This window comes from Bremerella alba (assembly GCF_013618625.1).
Classification (GTDB): Bacteria; Planctomycetota; Planctomycetia; order Pirellulales; family Pirellulaceae; genus Bremerella; species Bremerella alba.
This window is the reverse complement of record NZ_JABRWO010000006.1, coordinates 335,882-355,500: the sequence shown is the minus strand read 5'-3', so window position 1 is coordinate 355,500 and position 19,619 is coordinate 335,882. Positions and strand designations below refer to the sequence as shown.

Here is a 19,619-nt window from a genome sequence, read left to right as displayed (position 1 = left end):
CACGTAACCTATGCGTGCTCTTCAGATTCGATTGGGTTGATCTGGTTCATCGCATCATGCATGTCTGAGCTTGCAGGATCGACGAGTTCGGGCGTCTCAATGGCACAGTTTTGTTCGGCCAATAAATCGTCGACCCAGGCATTCGAGAACTCTCCCCGCTGAACGGATTCGATGTACTCGCGAGAGCTCGCCTCGTGGACTTTTAGGCGGCGAATCAGCTCGGCGACAATATCTTGAGGTGCTGCGACGATACCAGCGGCATCGGCCACAATCACGTCGCCTGGGTTCACCACGATGCCACCCAACGCAATGGGGAAGTTGATCTCGCCAGGACCTCGATGGAGTGGACCAATGGCCGTCTCGCCTCGAGCAAATACAGGGAAGTTAAGTTCTTGAATCTGAGGCAGATCGCGAATCAGCCCGTCGACAATGAAGCCTTGAATGCCACGATGACGTGCCTTGGTGCAAATGATGTCACCGATGACCGCATTCATACGGGAACCACTCGCATCAATGGCGACGATATCACCAGGCTGAGCGATATCGAGTACTTTGTGAACCATCAGGTTATCGCCAGGAAAAACCTTAACCGTACAAACCGGACCACAGAGACGGTGGACCGGACTGGTAAGTAAGCGAATCCCAGAGTCGACCGCATAGAGTCGGTTCAGCATGTCTGAAATATCTGGCGTTTCAAAACGAGCAAGTTGCCGGTAGGCGATCGATTCGAGCCGGACAAAGTCGGTGCGAATTCGAAATCCTGGACCAGGATTAAGAGCGGAGGATCTCAGGCGTTTATTCATGATGTTAGTCTTCTGCAGTTGCCGACGTCTGATTTGACGCTGACTCAAGCAAATCTACAGAGTGCTGCCCCGTAGATGACGCGAGGAAAGATGATTGTCGAGAGAGGGCTCGAATATTGTCTTGAACCGTATTGTTTTGAAGCTGTGCGATCGATTTATCGAGAGCCGTTTGAGAGTAACTCTGCAATAGTCGTCGGCCAGCGTCGACCAACTGACTCTCGATACCAAAATCGGCCAGGCACGAAGTTACCTCTTCAAGCTCATGGACCCGACGCCGGGCATGTTGTGGGTAGGTAGGGAGAACCGAATCCATGGCCGATGCAACGTCGGGATAATATCGATCTAGGCCCTGGAGAAATCGATCGAGAATCCCTGCACGTTCGGCACCTACGCCCAGTTCCATGACCAGCGTGGCAATTCCTTTTGAAAGACCACCCATCAGCATCTTCAGCAGCGAAGCATTGCCCACCTCTTGGCCGAGATTCTCGGTTTCGATCGGACGAAGCAGCGGTGCTACTCGCTCCACTTCTTCCCCGCTCAAGTAAACGGCACCTCGCTGGGTAAGCTGGCCCGCCAACCCACGAACGGCCATGTCGATCATTGTCATGCCGGTGGCATGCAATACTTGCTGTACCTGTTGTGCGGTTTTGGGAGCGATTGAATTCGCATCGATGTAGAGAGTGCCTTCGCGTGGCTCCATGCTGGCAATCACGCCAGCCAACTCTGACGCACACTGAGGTGGCGTTGTCGAAATAACAATTGACGACTCGCGTACGACATCCAGCAGGGTCGGCAACGTCTCGATCTGCGCAGCTTTCACGAGTCGCTTCGTACGATCGCTACGGTTCTGCACCGAAGTAATAACTCGGCAGTGATTTTGACGAAAAACACTCGCCAAAGCGGAGCCCATTTCACCAGGAGCCAGTATGCCAATTGTTTCCAAAGGTGTGATATTCACTGAGGTTGCTGAAGCGGTTGAAGTGAGAAGTTCTGCGACGTTATTCATTCTGATTGGTTGATCAATGGATGGGATCAGAATAATTCGGAGAGCCTCGATTCGATTGAAGCGAAGTCGATGATCTTCCGAAAATAGTCGCCGTTGCGCTGGCGAGTGCAAAAATCAGCCAGAAATAACGGATATAGGAAAAATGTAAAAACATGCCAGACATGAGGTAGATCAAGAGCGTAAAGACCAAAGCTGTTGCCGTTAGTGCAATGGCGGGGTCGGTTTCTAAGTTCTGTCGTCGGATGCGATGAAGTCGCACGATCACTACGCCAATCGCAGCCAGGAAACAACTGAGTCCTAAGAGTCCACTGTCGGCTCCGATTCCCAAATAGAGGTTGTGCGCTTCCCAATTACCTTCGAGCACACCGTAGCCACTCTTCTTGCCATACTCGCGAGCGTACGAAGGGAACATTCCTTGCCCCACACCCAGGAGAGGATTTTCGGCGATGACATTTGCGGCAGCCATCATGATGGTTGCCCGGCTTCGTAATGAACCATCAGCCTCGTGGATGGATTGGGTCGAAGAAATCAATTGGCTTGCGGCCAATAGCGAGGTGATTCGTTCTCGGTAGGCAGGCATGACGGCCAGAATGAGTACTGCGGTAATTCCCATCCCACCCAAAACTCGTGGCCGGAGGTATCCAAGACATACGGCAGCTACGATCGCTCCTGCGAGCCCCACAACCGAACCTCGGGAAAACGTCACGGCCCATCCAATGACCGTCAATCCTGTTGCAGCCCAGGCCAAATATTTGAGCCAATGCTTCCTCTCAGTAAGGGCAAGGCAAACACCGATCGGCAGAAGCATCAACATGTTTTGAGCGTAACGATTCTTCTCGCCGATGGGGCCAGCCGAACGTGCTCGTATAACCGAGACTCCACGTTCGTTGACCTCGCTGAAGCCAAGTTGATCTGCCTGGGCTAATCCGCCGTAATCGCTTTGGTAGTTGTTGGTCAAATATTGATGGCCAGTAACTGCACCCATTAATGCGCCCGCTGCCAATATGGCCCAGAACGATCCACGGAGAATTTCAGGAGTCCGAATGGCGTTGATCACAAGGAAGAACAGCCCTAGCCCCTCGAAAATGGACCTGACAAGATCGGAGAACGACTGATCTGGTGCTCTGGAGAACATGACGCCAAATGATTGAACGACGACCATGCCAATGACAAGCATTCCTTCCCACGGAAAGATGACTCCTTCACCGCGAACCCACAAGAAGTACGCTAGGGGAAGCAGCAACATCGCAGGAGTCATTGCCACAATGGCATAGGGAAGTCCGTGAAATTGGGCAGCAACTACCGGTAAATTTGAGTAAATCAGGAAAAGGCAGGCAAACGTAGCCAAGTAGGGCTTTAGGTACCCTGCGACTAGCACTACCGGTAGAACAAAAACGGCTAGCCAAACTGGACTGGCACCAGAAAGCACGTGAAACGATGCCGTCAGCCCTAGGCACGCGATGGCAAACCAACTGCCCCATAGATAGGCCAGGTGCTGTACATCGGACTTGTTCGAGGTTGCTTCCATGGCAGGACGACTAGGGCGTTTTACTCTCGAATTCCAGTGGCAACTGTCGCGGAGTTCTGGATGGATCGCGTGGCTGGTCGCTGTGCTTCATCTTTTCCGACGCGAACACCAGGCAGAAACCGCTTGCCAATCCTGCAAGTACGCAGATACCAAACAGCGGTTTGGGCTGAGGCCATAACAATTCATCCGTTAAGATTGGGCCATCCAAAACACTTACCAAAACACTGGACCGACCTTCACTGACCGCTTGATCCGCAACGCGTAGTTCATTCAATTGCAATACGATCGTATCGTGAGCCGATTTGACTAGCTCGATCTCATCTAGCATTTGTTGTTGCTTGACGAGGAATTTGTCAATCTTCTTTGCTTCCGTGAATTCTTCTTGATAGAGCGAAGTCAACTGAGTCTCGCGTCGTCGCAGCGATGAAGTTTCTTGTCTTACGAGTTCTGGAGCCGCCGCCGCAACGTCATCAAGGCGGTTTTCAAGCGTTTCGATTCGATCGGCCACACCAATTACGTTGGGGTGCTTTTCGCCGTAGCTCTTTCGTAGTTCTGAGTATTCCACTTCGGCGGCAAGCAAGGTTTCCAGATCCGTTTGCAAATGAGCACCTGCCAAGAGTCCCTCGGTATTTAAACGGGAGAGTAGCTCGATAATCTTTCTTTGATCGTCAAATTGGTTGGGTATCGTAGGTTTGGCAACCAGATGCATGCCTTGATTGTTGGGAGCAGCCTTTATTGCCAGTAATGTTTCCAACTGGTTTTCCAAAGCGATACGCTGAGCCTGAGTACGAACAAGTTCCTCGCCGACACGCATAAGCTTGTTTCTTTGAACCGAAGCGGCGTCGATATCGTTGCCCAACAAGGGGCTTTGACTTCTCACCTCTTGGTATTCGACCTGAAGATCAGCGATCTCTTGCCGGAGTTTCTCGGCCCGTTTGTCCAGTAGGACGATCGTTTCCTGGTGGCCGGATTGTTCTCTTTCGGAAAGATAGTCGCGGTACGAGTCAATGATTTTCGAGAGCCCGTCGATCGCCCAGGCAGGGTCCTCGTCAGAATACGAAACGCTAAGAACGTTCGTGCCAGCAAGAGGACGGACTTCAAGGCGTTCTAAAACCTTGTCGATCGGAGACTTATCGGACGAGTCAGCCTTTGCACTTGGAATGTAAGGAACTGCCCTAGTGATGACCGAAGGACTACTGAGAATCTCGGCATGGGTCGGCAAGAAGCTTTGGTCCAACACGCTGCCCTCTTGCGGTGTCAGCGGTCGTCCACGCTCTTGAATAAGAATACGAGCAGTGACCACGTAGGTAGGTGTCACCAAGAAGTAGTGCAGCACGCCGAGACCAATGCACACAGGAATGGTGATCGCGAAGTAATACCATTTCCTTAAGAACGTAGTGACGCGAATCTGATCTGGGCTGGCCGAGTTATCTTCAGGTTGGAACCGGAGCATCGAAACTGAATTCACAGGTGGGGTAGAGAAAGCGTTTGCGCGACGGAACAATTTGCGCTCAGTGGATAAACAAATAAATATGGATTGTTCTGGTTCTAGGATGCTTGCCATCGACTGGTTTGTGAATAGTCTGGACTGGAATAAAACAGCATTTATACAAACGAAGATCAATCGAAATGACCCTTCTCTGCATTGCTTTATGGTTATCATTAATTACTGTTTTCTACGCATATTTAGGGTTCCCTGTCCTCCTGATGATGCGGGGGATGTTCGTTCGTCCCATTCACAGGATGGCGTCTACTCCGGACATGACGCTGGTGATTATTGCGCACAACGAAGAGGACGTCATTGCGGACAAACTGCAAAATGCGATCTCGCTTAATTACCCGCACGAGAAGGTAGAAATCCTTGTTGGCTCAGATGGTTCCGACGATCGTACAAACGAAATTGTCCAGCGGTTTCAGGGCCAAGGAGTGCGTCTTGTCGCATGCGAACGCCAGGGAAAAATTGGCACGTTGAATGAAACAGTTGCGCAAGCCCAAGGTGAGATCCTCGTGTTTTCTGACGCGAATAGTATGTACGACGGCGGGTCACTGCAAGCCATCGCCGCGTGCTTCTCCGACCCTACTGTGGGTGGTGTCGCTGGCGATCAGGTATACACTACGGACAACGGAAATGCCGGGAGCCTCGGCGAGCGATTATTTTGGAATTTCGACCGATTCCTTAAACGCATGCAATCGCGATCAGGTAGCGTGACCTCTTCGACAGGGGCCATTCATGCGATTCGCAGTGAGCTGTTTGAGTCAGTACCTTCAGGTGTTTGCGACGACTTTCTTATTTCTACGCGAGTCGTTGCCAAGGGATACCGCTTGGTCTTCGAGCCCAATGCCATTGCCTACGAAGAAGTCTCTGCTACCGACAAAGCCGAGTTTCGCCGAAAGTCTCGCATCATTGCTCGTGGGATTCGCGGCTTGTGGGTGATGAAAGGCCTACTCAATCCTTTGGCCTATGGGTTCTATTCCTTTCAACTGGCCTCGCACAAGCTTCTTCGTTGGAGCGTTATCTTTTTGCTGCCTGTGATCTTGTTTCTGAACATTGCCTGCGTTGGCCAAGGCTTACTCTATCAACTGCTTCTCGGCCTTCAATTGGCGTTCTATATGCTGGCACTTGTGGGTATTATGCTCAGAAATACGCCCATATTTCGCAATAAACTTGCGAAGATCATGGCCGTTCCCTACTTCTTCTGCATGGCTAATTTGTCGGCGCTTAGTGGCTGGTACCAATTCTTCGTTGGTCGCCGAGTCGACATATGGAACTCGAATCGCGCCGTTTAGATCGTTACCGGTAAAGCCATGTGTCGAACCAACGCTTCGAATTTCTCAGCAGTCCGCGAAATGGCAACTGCCGGAAACGATTCCGGGCAATACCATACACGTTGTTGCAGTATTTTGCCCAAGCGTTTGCAGTGACAGCTCCTTGGCAAATGTTCGCTGCGCCATTGGCAAGCCGCTGTTTAAAACGCTCGTCACCTTTACCTAAGTCAAACCGGCTGATCCCTCTCGCTTCGGCCTCTTTCAGCATATTCAACATCAGGCTAACACCAGGTGAATAGCTGGCAAATTCGACGTTGTAAGTCGGAAACCAGAGGTGCATTACCTTATGAGAGTTCAGGCCAAAGTGAGCGGCAATCAAGCGATCTCCAGCGTAAAGTGCCGACAGACACCCGCGAAATTGATCGTTCTGAATGGTGCGTAGTTTATCGAGAACCCGCCGAGCCCAGTCCATTTGCAACACATCGAAGGTACTCGTCTTGCGGCGTTGAGCCGACTTCCATTGAAGTAGCTGCTCGAACACCGAATCGTCTTCCGATTCGAAGACAAAGCGGATATCACCCACGTCCCGGGCCAACTTTCGTTGCTTACGCTTAGTTTCTCGGATAATGGAGGAGTGGGCCTGAGCGCGATCCGCTTGGTACGCTTCCCAACCGCCTGAGAAATCGATATAGCTCGAACCCGTCACTCCGAAGCAGGAAGACATTAGGGCTGACTGTGTATCGGGTAAATGATCAAATGCCCAACTGAACAATCCACACTCTTTTAAAATTGCTTGGATTGAAAGAGACTCAGGGATTCTACCGATGATCCCTTGAAAATCATTGAGTTTACCGCCAACAGGTAATCCCAATCCCGAGGTCCCGCGTTGATAGGGAAAGAACGCAACGGGCTTATCTTGTTGTTCAATGACCGCCACATGCACGTCATCGCGCACCTGACCAACGGCGAGCGTGTATTCTGGCTGATAGAACGGAGATTGGAGCGAGGGATCCGCTGTAACAGCCTCTTTCCAAGCCAATAACTGATCGGAAGTCAGCTGACTCGGTCTGAGGACGAGCGTCCGCACGTGAGAGGTTATTCGCTGCTGGGCAAGTAGGGTGGTAGCACCCATGTCATAATCGCCCTAAAAAGGTGTGCTGGAAAACAAGTCTTGAGCGATGCGTTCTAGAAGGCACCTTCGCGTAGTAATACAGTCTTTATTGTCATCGCCAAGATATAGAAATCTAGCCACGGTGACCAATTTCTCACATAGAATGCATCGAGTGTTATACGTTCCTGATAAGTGGTATTGTTTCTTCCAGACACTTGCCATAGGCCGGTGATTCCGGGAGTTACTTTGAGGTATAGCGGAAAGACGTCGCGGTATTTTTCAATCTCGGATTCGACAATGGGTCGCGGGCCAACGAGGCTCATGTCGCCGCGTAGCACGTTCCAAACCTGCGGAAGTTCGTCCAGGCTGAACTTTCGCATGATATGTCCAATACCGGGGATGATACGTGGATCGTTCTTAAGCTTATGGTCTCGCTCCCACTCTTCACGAAATTCTGGATGGCAATTGAGGTATTCTTCCAGCGCGGCGTTCGCATTGGGAATCATACTTCGAAACTTCCAGGCCTTAAAAGTTCTTCCCGAGCGACCAATTCGCTTGTGACCAAAAAAAATGGGCCCTTCCGAATTTATGCGAACTAACACGGCTACCAACAAACAAATAGGGATTAGTATCGGTGCGAACAGGATGATGAGCCCGATATCCAACAGACGCTTAGATAGAAGTCTCCATTGGGAGAGAAGCTTCGCTCTGGCATGCAGCCCCATGATGCCGCCAATGTCTCGGGTTTCTGTCCAAAGCGTGGGCCACTGGAACTCAGAGGGAACGATAATTACATCTTGAGCTTGAGTGGACCAAAAGTCGATATCGCTGCAATAGGAAGATGGGTCGTTATCTTCGACAGCCAGGACGACAATACTAGCGTGACTTTGGGAAACTACATCGTGGGCCAACTGTTCTTTCTCAGGTATTGTCAGAGCACTTGTAAACTCATCCGATGTCAAAAGTCTTACCGGACGCATCGCAAGTTCCGCATTCTTTAAAATGTGTCGAAACACGCGACATGCATGTTCGCGATGCCCCACCACAATGACCGACCATCCCCACCAAGACTGAGTGCTCAGTAGGATCCGACTTAGTAGACGAATTCCCGGATGGATCAAATTGATCAGGATAAGAGTCAAGCAGATCAAGGAGAGTTCGTACGGAGTACTCGATTCGCTAAAAAGAAGGTTCGCCATTAGCAGGAGCAACAACGAGGTATTATCGAGCAATGCGATTCGCCTCAACTCTTGACTCGGATGCAGCCCGCAGATGCGATAGCCACCACCCACTGCAAACGAAACCATCGCAATTGCCAATAGGGGGAGAAGTTGGCGTGCGATCGCATAATGGATATCGGGAAATACCGTTCCCAGCAGTACTTGCGATAACGCCATGGTAAGGACGATGCTCATCCCGTCCGCAATCATCATGGGCACGACGGTGAGCAGTGTCTGCAGTAATACGGGCTTGCTTCGGTGCGAGACGCGAAGCTCGAAATCTTGTTTTTTGGCAGAGGCTACGGTCGACACGAGCTATCAGTGAGGCTTTTAATGCGGTGGGTGGGGAATAGACACTCACATGTCATACTTTTTCAAGCATCGAGCGGTGTAAATCAGAATTTTTCCGACCTCCCGAGAAGCAGGCCGAAGCATAATGGACGGCATTCATCCTATTTTGAAAGCGCGGCTATCTCACTGCCCACCTAAATGAGTAAGAGTAAGACATCACCGGACACCCCAAATAATGGGGTAATTGCCCGGGGCATTCGAGGATCCTCGCTTCTTTTTGCTGGGCGTTGCCTTGCGTTGGGCATGAACTTCGCGATACAGCTTGCCGCAGTTAGATATTTTTCTAAAGACGAGTTCGGAGTTTACGCGGTTGCTTTGTCGGCCGTTGCCGTTGCCGCTGTCTTCGCAGCATTCGGAATGGACAAGACGGCTCTACGCGTCCTTCCTCGCTTTCAGAGTAACGGCGACCGTACGAAATTCACTGCGGCCGCACTTCTGATGGCGCTGGCCACGTTCCTGTGTTCATTGCTGGCAATTGCTGCCATTTTCATTATCTGGGGGGTAGAACACGCTTACTCGACCCCGTCGCGTTCCATGAACCTGATGTTGGTCATGGTTTGGATGATTCCCTGCATCGTAATGGATTGTTTCGTCACATCCCTTTTTTCGGTGCTAGGCAAACCTCGGGCAATTTTCGTACGACAATATATCCTCGGACCAATTTTGCGTTTGGTTGCCGTCATCGTTGTGGTGCTCGCAGGCGGAGGAATTTTTGCCTTCGCCGTGGGTCAGTTAATTGCCTCGCTTATTGGCGTCCTTGTATATGTGACTTTGGTTCGCTCATTGATTCGCGAGCGAGAGGACTTTGTCAGCGTTACTTGGAAGGACATGAAATCTACCGCCAAGGAGGTGTTTAGCTATAGTCTTACGCTAATCTTCGGGGACGTCGGATTCCTTATGCGTGGAGCGATGGTTGTTTTGATCATCGGTTACTTCCACTCTCCTGCAGAGGTCGCGGGGTTTCAGGCAGTCTTTCCGGCGGCACGGCTGAACGACATCGTCATTGCCACATTTTCAATGCTCTTCATGCCCAGTGCTGGCCGTTTGTTTTCGGAGGGCGCAATTGACTCGTTGAATCACCTTTTTCGCAAAACGACCGTATGGACGACGGTGCTTTCCTTTCCACTCTTTCTGGCGTGCTTTCTGATGCCTGAGCAGCTTTGCGTACTGCTGTTTGGTTCTCAATACGCAGACTCTGCCTCGACCCTGGCGATTCTATCACTGGGGTTCTTCATCAATACCATCGTTGGAATGAACTTACGATTAATCCGTGTTGTTAGTTGCTTGCGAACGCTGATCATGGTCGATGTCATTAGCTTGGCGGGAGCAGTCGTCATGAACCTGTTGTTCGTTCCCAAGTTCGGGGCCGTCGGTGGTGCCTGGGCAATTTTGATTGGTTTTGGATTGCAAGGGATTGCCTGTATGGTGGCAGTTGCTCGGACCGTCGATGTGAACCCTGTCGCTTGGCGATTGATCCGAGCCTACTCTCTGGCCGGGATCCTTACGTGGTGCCTGTGGGCCGGAGTCAGCAGTTCTCTTGTGAATCCGTTTTGGATGCCGGCGCTGCTTGTGGCGGCATCCATGCTGTACGCCTTTTTGTGTCGCGAAGACCTGGAAGTCGCGAACGTGTTTCCCGAGGTTGCCCGGGTTCCTTTGTTGGGACGCTTGCTTGGCACGGAACAAACCGGTTGAAAGAAGATCTTTATGGCGATTGCTGCAGCATCCCAGAAACCAGAGACAGCGCACGAAGAACCCGTCGTCACGCATGCGCCGGTAGCTTATATCATGTCTCGTTTTCCAAAACTAACGGAAACTTTCGTCCTGTACGAAATAATAGCTGCCCGGCGTGCAGGGGTTCCGGTCGAGGTCTATCCACTCCGCCGGGAAAAATGCGAGACAATGCATAATGAGGCAGTACCGATTGTCGCGCAAGCGCACTTCACCGGTTGGTTGTCGATCGCCATCCTACTAGCGAATTTGCACTACCTGCTAAAGATGCCAGGCACGTATCTCGGAACGTGGCTGACACTCATTCGAGCCAACTTTGGAAGCTTTCGCTATCTCGCCGGAGCAATATTTTACTTTCCCAAATCGGTGTGGATGGCTCGCGACATGAAACGACGCAAGGTCACGCACGTCCACGCGCATTTTTGTAGTCACCCAGCAGCTTCGGCCTATATCATTCACCGGCTCACCGGCATTCCCTACAGCTTTACGGCGCATGGGACAGATCTCCACTGCGATCGCCACATGCTATTCGAGAAGGTCGCCGATGCTTCCTCGGTGATCGGGATCTCCGACTACAACCGGAATCTGATTCTAGAAGAATGCGGGCAGCAATTCTCGTCCAAAGTACATGTGATTCACTGTGGGGTAGATACGGCTAAGTTTTTGCCTCGGAGTACTCCCTCTAGCTTCGACCTAGGCAGCGGCCCCATGGTTCTGCTTTGCATTGGGACGTTGCACGAGGTGAAAGGACAAACGTATCTCTTGCAGGCTTGTGCCCAACTCCGCGAGATGTCGTTTGATGTGCAGTGCCATTTCATTGGAGGTGGCCCTGATATGGAAAAGCTGAAAACGCAATGCAAAGAACTCGGGATTGAAAAGCACGTCGTGTTCTGGGGACCGAGAACACGCGATGAGATCGTCAAGCATCTATCCACCGCTGATGCGCTCGTCGCTCCGAGTGTACTAACCAAGAGCGGACAGCGCGAAGGAATCCCGGTTGTTCTCATGGAAGCTATGGCCAGCGGTGTTCCCTGCATCGGCAGTAACTTATCAGGGATTCCGGAACTGCTGGGTGATAATTGCGGCCTTCTACCCAATCCAAGAGACGTACCGTCAATCGTTGAGAGTATCAAGACACTCTATCGAGACGTCGAATTGCGACGTCAAATCGCCGCAAATGGCCGGGCACGAGTCGAAAAAGATTTTAATCTGGTTAAAAACGCTGAGAGCTTGATCGCCGAGTTTCAGTTGGGTTCCATTATAAAGTCGTAGAGTTTGAACAGGATGCACGGCAAGACTTTCACGAGTTCACCATCGCTGATTAGGACCGCTGGACGTGAGGTAAGGTCATTCGTCTAGCCTATTGCGTCATAAGGTTTTGCTCTCGCGGCCGCATGGCGTTTCGCGTAAGCTGCGAAGGTAGCTGGCATCTTAACATTCCGGTAATTCCAGCTTCTAGGACTATGCTTTTCTGAGAGATCGGCACCATGTATACGGAAACCCAAGGCAGCCGAAAGGCAATCGGCGACGTTGACATCGTCTTTCATGATGGACTATATCACCTGTTTCACTTGGTGTTACCCAATCACGATTTTATCGCCCACGCCGTCAGCACAAACGGAATCGATTGGCGACGTGTGAATAATGCCCTCTTCATTGGCGATCCCGGCTCGTGGGATGATCTCATGTTGTGGACGATGGCCGTCTCGCCTGATCCGCACCAGCCGGGACGGTGGCGTATGTTCTACACCGGTCTCTCACGACGTGAGCAAGGCAACATCCAAAGAATCGGGCTGGCGGTCAGTGACGACCTCTTTCATTGGCGCAAGTTGCCTGTGAATTGGAAGGATGAACGAGGACCGAGCGATCCGGCCAAGGTCATGCAGGCCCGCGAAATTTCTCGACAGCAGACCACGAGTTGTCGCCATGCGATGTACGACCCAGAGAGTCACCTTCCCGTCGAAGCGGATCCAAAGTTCTACGAGTCTTCTTTGGATGAGGGACGCTGCTGGGTCAGCTTTCGAGACCCTTACTATTACCACGAGGGAGATCGTGGCTGGCTCATCATGGGGGCCCGCATGAAAGAAGGGCCAGTGGTACGACGAGGTTGCGTCGGCGTGATGGAAGAAGTCGCTCCTGAGAAATTTGAGGCTCGTCCGTCCCTTCATCATCCAGGTCTGTACGACGATATCGAGGTTCCTAACCTCCTCAAACTGGACGACGAATACTACTTGATCGGCAGCATTCGCGAGGACGCCAAAATTCGCTACTGGCACACCGACAAGATTGGCAACCCGTGGCGAAGTTATTACGACAATGTACTTCTCGCCCAAGGAAACTATGCCGGCCGCGTATGCCGCGACGACCAAGGATGGCTGCTGTGGAATTTCTTCACGCTCGGGGGGCCCGATCGAACCGCCAGAAATTTGATGCCACCCCCGAAAAGACTCCATCTTACCGACGATGGAATGTTGCGCACGACAACATTTGAGGGCCTCAACAAGTTTGTCGGCGAGCGAATTGACACACGCTGCGTCCACCAACTTCAGCAAGGCATTGGCCAACAGTTTTGTTCGATCGATGGGAACAACCTCGACCTGGGATGCGAAGCGGGATTTCAGGCCTACGTGTTTGACGGTTCGATCGAGTCTGCCAGATTCTCCGCGAAAATCGACTTGTACGGTCTCGGAAAGTGTGGAATTATTTTTCGAGTCGACCCCGAGACGCACGATGGATACTACTTATCCTTGGACCTGCTCAAGGGAATGGCCCAACTACGTGCCTGGCATACCGGTGAACCGGGAAGTGGCGAGCATATGATGCAGTTCCAAGCGCTGCAAAGTGGCAACTGGCGGAGCGATACACCAGGGGAAGCGAATATTTGCTTAATCGCGTTTGGTCATTACATCGAGTTTTCCGTCAATGGTCGAATTATCCTATCACTTGCTGACTCTACGTTCTCTGCAGGGCAGTTTGGCGTGTACTTAGAATCGGCCAGGATGCGACTTTACGATGCGGATCTGCGGGAGATGCACAGTCCAGAGCAGCCAGCAAATCACTTAGTGACAGGCTAGAACGCAGGCCCCAGCAAGGTGGAAGCAATAGTGATTGCGCTTGCAGAATACCTGGGATCACATTCTGAAAACCGATTTGGCAGTACGTAGGTAGCTTTTTGCTGCTAGCCTTTGCGCAAGTCTCAATTTGATCTTGCCTTGGATTAAGTTAGCAAGCTAATATCTCCACCCATGAAGGGACTACTTTCAACCCGCAGGCTACCAGGATGGTTGCTGCTAATAATGCTGCAGCTTTTAGGTAGCGGCTGCGCGGGGAAAGAATCGGCGGTCACGTTACCGACGCAAGCTCCCCCCCCATTCTCGGAGAGCGGCGAGGCTCCGCTACGAGAATTCTGGTGGACCACATTCGACGATCCAGAACTCGATCAACAAGTCGATATCGCTTTGCGCGGCAATTTTGACTTGGAAGGGGCCCTTCAACGAATTCTTCAGGCTCAATCGGTCGCACGTCGCGAGGCTTCAGACTTGTGGCCTGACGTGGACGGGGTCGCCTCGGCCGAGAGTAACGTTCGGACCGATGGTCCGAACACGGCTCGTTGGGTTCTGGGGCTGGATGCTTCCTATCAGGTCGATCTATGGGGAGAAATCGGTTCCCGGGTCGATGCCCAGTGGCTGCGTGCTTCGGCTACCGAGGCCGACTTTAATGTCGTCGCACTAACACTTTCCGCGGATGTCGCACGAACGTGGTATGCCTTGATTGAAGCAAACGCCCAAATAGAACTATTAGATGAACAGATTCGGACCAACTTGACTGGGCTAGAAATCCAAGAAGCACGCTTCGGTCTCGGACAAATTCGTAGTGCCGACGTCTTAAGACAACGTCAATTAGTCGAAGCGACTCGCGAGCAGCGTGTGGTCGTTACCTCGCGGATTGAAGTGCTGGAGCATCTTTTGGCGGTCTTGCAGGGGGTGCCACCGCAAGAGGCAAGCTTCTCGCCGGGAGCTCAGTTGCCCATGCTTCCCCCTTTGCCAGAAACCGGATTACCTTCCGAGTTGTTAAATCGTCGCCCCGACATTCGTCGCGAATTCCTCGCTCTGTGGGCCGCCGATCGTGACTTGGCATCGGCCGTCAGTGCGCAATATCCCCGCTTGAACTTGGCCGGATCCATTACAACAGCAGCCGAAAGCCCCGAGAACCTTTTTCGCGAATGGTACCTCTCAGTTGCGGGGCAATTGATCGCCCCGCTGATCGATGGTGGAGAGCGTCGTGCTGAGGTCAATCGCAACATGGCGACGGTCCGGCTTCGCTTTACCGAGTTCTCCCAGACGGTGCTAATTGCCTATCAGGAAGTTGAGGACGCGTTAACGCGCGAGCGGTACCAACGTCAGCGAATTGAAAAGCTGGAAGCTCAGGCCAAACTTGCCCATCAGGCATCGATACAACTACGCGAGCAGTATTTAATCGGCGAGACAGAATACCTCGATGTTTTAAGCTCGATGCAGCAGGAACAAAGCTTGCAGCGAACGGTTTTGTCCGCAAGACTAAACTTGATACTTAACCGCATCGCACTCTACCTGGCCCTCGCAGGTGATTTTGACCCTCAACAAGCCTACCCCTTGGCAAATATCCCCTTGGAATATGTAGACGGCGTTCCCATCGAAATCATTGAAGACGCTCCGCCAGCAATCATTTTGGAGCTACCCGAGGAGAACGAAATCGATGAATGACGCACCCTCTAAGCCCACGTCCATCAAGTTGAAAGTCCTGCAATTCTTGGCCACAGCCATCGTGTGTCTTACGATCCTGGGCGTATCTGTGGCTACGATTGTGGTGATCAATCAGACCGAACCCAAAGCCCAGCAGATTGAAGCGACTCGCAAGTCAGCCGCAATCGTCGAAACAGTAACCGTTGAAAAGGGGACTTATGCGCCAACGCTCGTTGTACTTGGTACCGTTCAGGCAGCACAAGAGATTACACTAAGTCCTCGGGTCAACGGCCAGGTAGTATCGATGTCACCAAAATTCGTTCCCGGTGGCATGGTCAAGACGGGTGATTTTCTCCTGCAAATTGACCCTGCGGACTTCGAGAACACGATCTCTATGCGTGAAAGCGAACTGCAACAAGCGGTCGCTTTACTCGATATTGAGCGTGGTCGGCAATCGCTGGCGAAAAAAGAGCTGGCCTTACTCGAAGGAACCATCGACGAGGCGAATCGTGCTTTAGTACTTCGAGAGCCGCAATACGAGTCGATTCAAGCGGAGGTCAATGCGGCCAAAGCGGCCATCGAACGTGCCCGGCTTGATCTTAAGCGAACAAGTATCGCTGCTCCGTTCGACGCGCAAATTCTCGAGCGTTCCGTCAATGTCGGCTCTCAGGTTTCTCCTAGCGAGGACCTGGCACGGCTTGTAGGAGTCGACGAATATTGGATTATGGCTTCGGTGCCTGTCCGCAGTTTGAAGTGGATTCAATTTCCTGAACATGATGGACGAAGCTCACTGGTTACATTGCGTGACCCCGACACGTGGCCCAGTGGGGTGGAACGCTACGCATCGGTTGCGCGGATGATAGGAAGTCTCGATCAGCAAACGCGGCTGGCACGTGTCTTGATTGTGGTTGCCGACCCATTGGCGATGAAGTCGGATGTCCCGCCGTTAATCTTAGACACCTTGATTGAAACGCATATCGAGGGCCGTCCGATCGAAAACGTCGTCCGTCTGAAACGCGAGTTCGTCCATAACCGGGATACCGTCTGGGTAATGAAGGATGACAAGTTGGAGATTCGCGAAACCTCGGTCGTCTTTCGTGACGCAAAATATGCCTACATTGACGAAGGGCTTGAGTCGGGAGACGAGGTCGTGACAACCACGCTCGCCACCGTAGCCACGGGAATCGGGCTGAAAAAGATGGATGCGTCGCCGGAACCTCAAAGCGAGGAGTCCCAAGAGTGAGCGAACCTAGCGAATCTGAAGAAAAGGAAGCCCCACAAGGTGGTGCCATCGCTTGGATGGCTCGGAATTCGATTGCTGCTAACTTGCTCATGATGATCTTGTTGGTCGGCGGCATCTGGACGGCGATGGTGATGCAAAAGGAGGTATTTCCTCAATTTCAACTCGACATCGTGGAAGTCTATATCGGCTACCCCGGAGCGGCCCCCGAAGAGGTTGAGCAGGGGATCTTACGACCGATCGAAGAGGCCGTTCGCGGAGTGGAGGGAATTCGCGAGATCACCAGCGAAGCACGCGAAGGGCGCGGCGAAGTGCTTATCGAGTTGGTCGCCGGCGAGAACCGGATGAAGGCCTTTCAGGATATCGATCAGGCCGTCAACCGTATTCGTACATTCCCAGATCAAATCGACCAACCCGAAGTCCGGCTTCAATCGCGACAGCGAGAAGTCATGCAGGTCGGGCTATACGGCCCCGTCGACGTATGGACCTTGCGAAAGCTGGCCGAACAACTTCGCGACCAATTGCAGGCTCATCCTGATATTACGCAGGTAGAGCTAAGACGTGTACCAGAATACGTCACGCATATCGAAATTCCACGGGAACGGTTGCGAGAGTATGGCCTGACGTTGTCCGATGTGGCTGATACGATTCGCGTTTCTAGTTCGGACGTTGCCGCAGGCTCTGTAGCCACCAGTGCCGGTGAAATTCTGCTGAGAGTGAAAGCCCGAAAACAATGGGCCGAAGAATTCGCCGATATTGAAGTCGTTTCCAATCGAGGTGGTTCGGTCGTTCGTCTCGAAGACATTGCCACGATTCGTGATGGATTCGATGAGGTGGGATTTCATTCGCAGTTCAGCCAATCCCCTTCGGTTGAAATCGATATCTTTCGCGTCGGATCACAGTCGCCCATCGACATCGCCAATGCGGTTGAAGAGTCGATGAAGGCGTTTGAAAGCGTTCTGCCACCGGGCGTCCAGTGGCGGATCGATCGAAACAATGCCGAGGAATTCCGACGCCGCCTTTATCTTGTGATGGAGAACGCCGTCCTAGCGGTTGTGATCGTGCTGGTCATTTTGGCCTTATTCCTGGAAGTTCGTCTGGCGTTTTGGGTGATGATGGGAATGGTCGTGTCCTTCATCGGTGGAATTCTTTTCCTGCCGGCGGTGGACGTCAGTATCAACATGATCTCGCTATTCGGTTTCTTGGTGGTACTGGGCATCGTGGTGGATGATGCCGTGGTGGTAGGCGAAAACGTCTACGAAAAGCGACAAGAAGAGAGCAACTACCTAACAGCAGCGATCATGGGTACCCGCGAAGTTTCGGGGCCAGTGATCTTCAGTATTTTGACCAACATCGTGGCGTTTGTTCCGCTGATGTTTATCCCAGGGGAAACAGGCAAGTTCTGGGGACCGTTGCCCGTAGTGGTGATTGTCGTCCTTACTCTGTCTCTATTCGAATCGCTGTTTATTCTGCCTGCCCACTTGGCACACGCTCGCGCGGCAGGCCGAAAGAAGGGGGGACTGGGTGCCTGGCTACACGGCTGCCAACAGTCCTTTTTGCGTGGATTTCAGCGATTTGTCGAGATGATCTACGGTCCGATTCTGAACATTTGTTTGCGGTTTCGGTATGTCACCGCGAGCGTTGCGATCGGACTTTTCCTGGTAGTTGGCGGCTACGCTACAAGTGCTCATATGGGAATGATCTTGATGCCGGCGGTCTCTGCCGATGAGATCGAGGCCGGCATTCGCATGCCGGTCGGAACGACTCAAGATCAGGCCGCTGAAATCGCGGAAATTGTCACCAAAGCTAGTACTCGGATGTTCGAAGAGCATAACCTCCACGAGGTTGCCGAAGGCATCAAGACAAACGTGCGGGGCCAGAGTTTCATCGATGTCGAAATTGTCATGAAGCCACCCGATGAACGCGATATGACCGCCGATGAAGTGATAGAGCTGTGGCGCGACGCCATCGGCGATTTGCCCGGCGTGTCGCAGGTAACCTTTGAAGCTGAAAGTGGCCCCGGTGGTCACCGCCAGGATGTGAGCGTCGACCTCAGCCACAGCGATGTAGAGGTCTTGGGCAAAGCGTCCGAGGCATTTGTCGCACGTGCCGAAAAGTTCTCCAATGCACGCGATGTAAGCGACAACTACAACAAGGGTAAATCGCAGTTTGACTTTAAGCTTCGGCCTGAAGGACGAGCATTGGGTTTGACCGACGAGGAACTCGGTGATCAACTTCGTGGAGCCTTCTTTGGTTCGCTCGCGCTGCGTCTCTTGCGGGGGACCAACGAGATCGAAGTTCGCGTAAAACTTCCCGAACATCAGCGCGAGGATGTTCATCACCTGGAAGACTTAGTCATAAGAACGCCCAGGGGTGCCGAGGTTCCTCTCTTAGACGTAGCGGACGTCGAGCGAAACCAGGCATTCACTTCGATTAACCGCCGTGATGGTCGTCGCGTGATCAATGTTTCGATGGATATTGAGCCAAAGCGGGCGATTACCCAGGTAATTACTGCGTTGAAAAATGAGGAACTTCCCAACCTGCGGGAAGACTACCCCGGCCTGACATGGACCTTTGAGGGAAGCGACGCTGAAATGCGGCGGGCAACGGCCTCGTTATGGGGATCGTTTGGGCTCGCGTTAGGGGTGATCTATGCTTTGTTAGCGATCGCTTTCCGCGGCTACTTGCAGCCGCTGATCGTTCTGGTGGCGATCCCGTTTGGTATCGTGGGAGCAATTGTCGGGCACATTTTGCTGGGCTACGACATCTCGCTTGTGAGCCTGATGGGAGTGATCGCGTTATCCGGCGTGGTGATCAATGACTCTCTGATCATGATTGACTACGCGAATCGCTACCGAGGAGACGGTTCTGCTTTCGATGCGATTTCCCAGGCTGGTCTTAGGCGGTTTCGCCCCATTATGCTCACGACGGCGACTACGTTCGGCGGCCTTGTGCCACTAATTTTCGAGACTTCCCTGCAGGCGCAATACATCATACCTATGGCCATCTCGCTGGGCTTCGGGATCCTCTTTGCGACCGGCATCATTCTGGTATTGGTGCCGTGCCTTTACCTGATTCTGGAGGACATAACCAATTGCTTTGCGACTAAGAAGGCTTAGTTCCAAATCTTGACGAAGGACGACCG

General features: G+C 52.3%; 13 protein-coding genes. 7 read left to right on the top strand and 6 right to left on the bottom strand.

Features of this window, described 5'->3' with window-relative positions:
* Positions 1–8: 8 nt before the first annotated feature.
* From HOV93_RS12540 to HOV93_RS12525, 4 genes are read right to left on the bottom strand one after another with little or no spacing between them, the layout of a single operon-like run.
* Positions 9–803: an RraA family protein gene (locus HOV93_RS12540; RefSeq protein WP_207396830.1), complete on the bottom strand. Its 795-nt coding sequence runs from the start codon at positions 801–803 to the stop codon at positions 9–11.
* A gap of 4 nt (positions 804–807) precedes the next feature.
* On the bottom strand, positions 808–1,809 hold the full coding sequence (locus HOV93_RS12535; RefSeq protein ID WP_207396829.1) for a DUF1932 domain-containing protein: 1,002 nt from the start codon (positions 1,807–1,809) through the stop codon (positions 808–810).
* A gap of 13 nt (positions 1,810–1,822) precedes the next feature.
* Positions 1,823–3,337: an O-antigen ligase family protein gene (locus HOV93_RS12530; RefSeq protein WP_207396828.1), complete on the bottom strand. Its 1,515-nt coding sequence runs from the start codon at positions 3,335–3,337 to the stop codon at positions 1,823–1,825.
* A gap of 10 nt (positions 3,338–3,347) precedes the next feature.
* Positions 3,348–4,790 (bottom strand): GumC family protein, encoded by a 1,443-nt coding sequence (locus tag HOV93_RS12525; protein WP_207396827.1) that lies wholly within the window; start codon positions 4,788–4,790, stop codon positions 3,348–3,350.
* A gap of 290 nt (positions 4,791–5,080) precedes the next feature.
* Between HOV93_RS12525 and HOV93_RS12520 the strand changes: the two genes are divergently transcribed.
* Positions 5,081–6,124 (top strand): glycosyltransferase family 2 protein, encoded by a 1,044-nt coding sequence (locus tag HOV93_RS12520; protein ID WP_207396826.1) that lies wholly within the window; start codon positions 5,081–5,083, stop codon positions 6,122–6,124.
* Positions 6,125–6,128: 4 nt separating this feature from the next.
* Here HOV93_RS12520 and HOV93_RS12515 read toward each other — a convergent pair whose 3' ends face one another.
* On the bottom strand, positions 6,129–7,235 hold the full coding sequence (locus HOV93_RS12515) for a GNAT family N-acetyltransferase (RefSeq protein ID WP_207396825.1): 1,107 nt from the start codon (positions 7,233–7,235) through the stop codon (positions 6,129–6,131).
* A gap of 53 nt (positions 7,236–7,288) precedes the next feature.
* Positions 7,289–8,746 carry an undecaprenyl-phosphate galactose phosphotransferase WbaP gene (gene wbaP / locus HOV93_RS12510; RefSeq protein ID WP_207396824.1) on the bottom strand — a complete coding sequence of 486 codons (1,458 nt, stop codon included), beginning with the start codon at positions 8,744–8,746 and terminating at the stop codon, positions 7,289–7,291.
* Positions 8,747–8,923: 177 nt separating this feature from the next.
* On the opposite strand from wbaP, the gene HOV93_RS12505 reads away from it, so the two are divergent.
* The 6 genes from HOV93_RS12505 (at position 8,924) to HOV93_RS12480 (ending at position 19,593) form a co-directional block, all read left to right on the top strand.
* Positions 8,924–10,477: an oligosaccharide flippase family protein gene (locus HOV93_RS12505; protein WP_261358597.1), complete on the top strand. Its 1,554-nt coding sequence runs from the start codon at positions 8,924–8,926 to the stop codon at positions 10,475–10,477.
* Positions 10,478–10,489: 12 nt separating this feature from the next.
* A complete protein-coding gene (locus tag HOV93_RS12500; protein WP_207396822.1) occupies positions 10,490–11,785 on the top strand; it encodes a glycosyltransferase family 4 protein in 1,296 nt (431 codons plus the stop codon).
* A 215-nt stretch (positions 11,786–12,000) separates the two neighbouring features.
* Complete coding sequence (locus tag HOV93_RS12495) at positions 12,001–13,587, top strand: glycosyl hydrolase (RefSeq protein WP_207396821.1); 1,587 nt, start codon at positions 12,001–12,003, stop codon at positions 13,585–13,587.
* Between the two features lie 222 nt (positions 13,588–13,809).
* A complete protein-coding gene (locus HOV93_RS12490) occupies positions 13,810–15,255 on the top strand; it encodes an efflux transporter outer membrane subunit (RefSeq protein WP_235990254.1) in 1,446 nt (481 codons plus the stop codon).
* On the top strand, positions 15,248–16,477 hold the full coding sequence (locus tag HOV93_RS12485; RefSeq protein ID WP_207396819.1) for an efflux RND transporter periplasmic adaptor subunit: 1,230 nt from the start codon (positions 15,248–15,250) through the stop codon (positions 16,475–16,477). The genes HOV93_RS12490 and HOV93_RS12485 overlap by 8 nt, the downstream gene beginning before the upstream one ends.
* A gap of 56 nt (positions 16,478–16,533) precedes the next feature.
* Positions 16,534–19,593: an efflux RND transporter permease subunit gene (locus tag HOV93_RS12480; RefSeq protein WP_207396885.1), complete on the top strand. Its 3,060-nt coding sequence runs from the start codon at positions 16,534–16,536 to the stop codon at positions 19,591–19,593.
* The last annotated feature ends 26 nt before the right edge of the window (positions 19,594–19,619 follow it).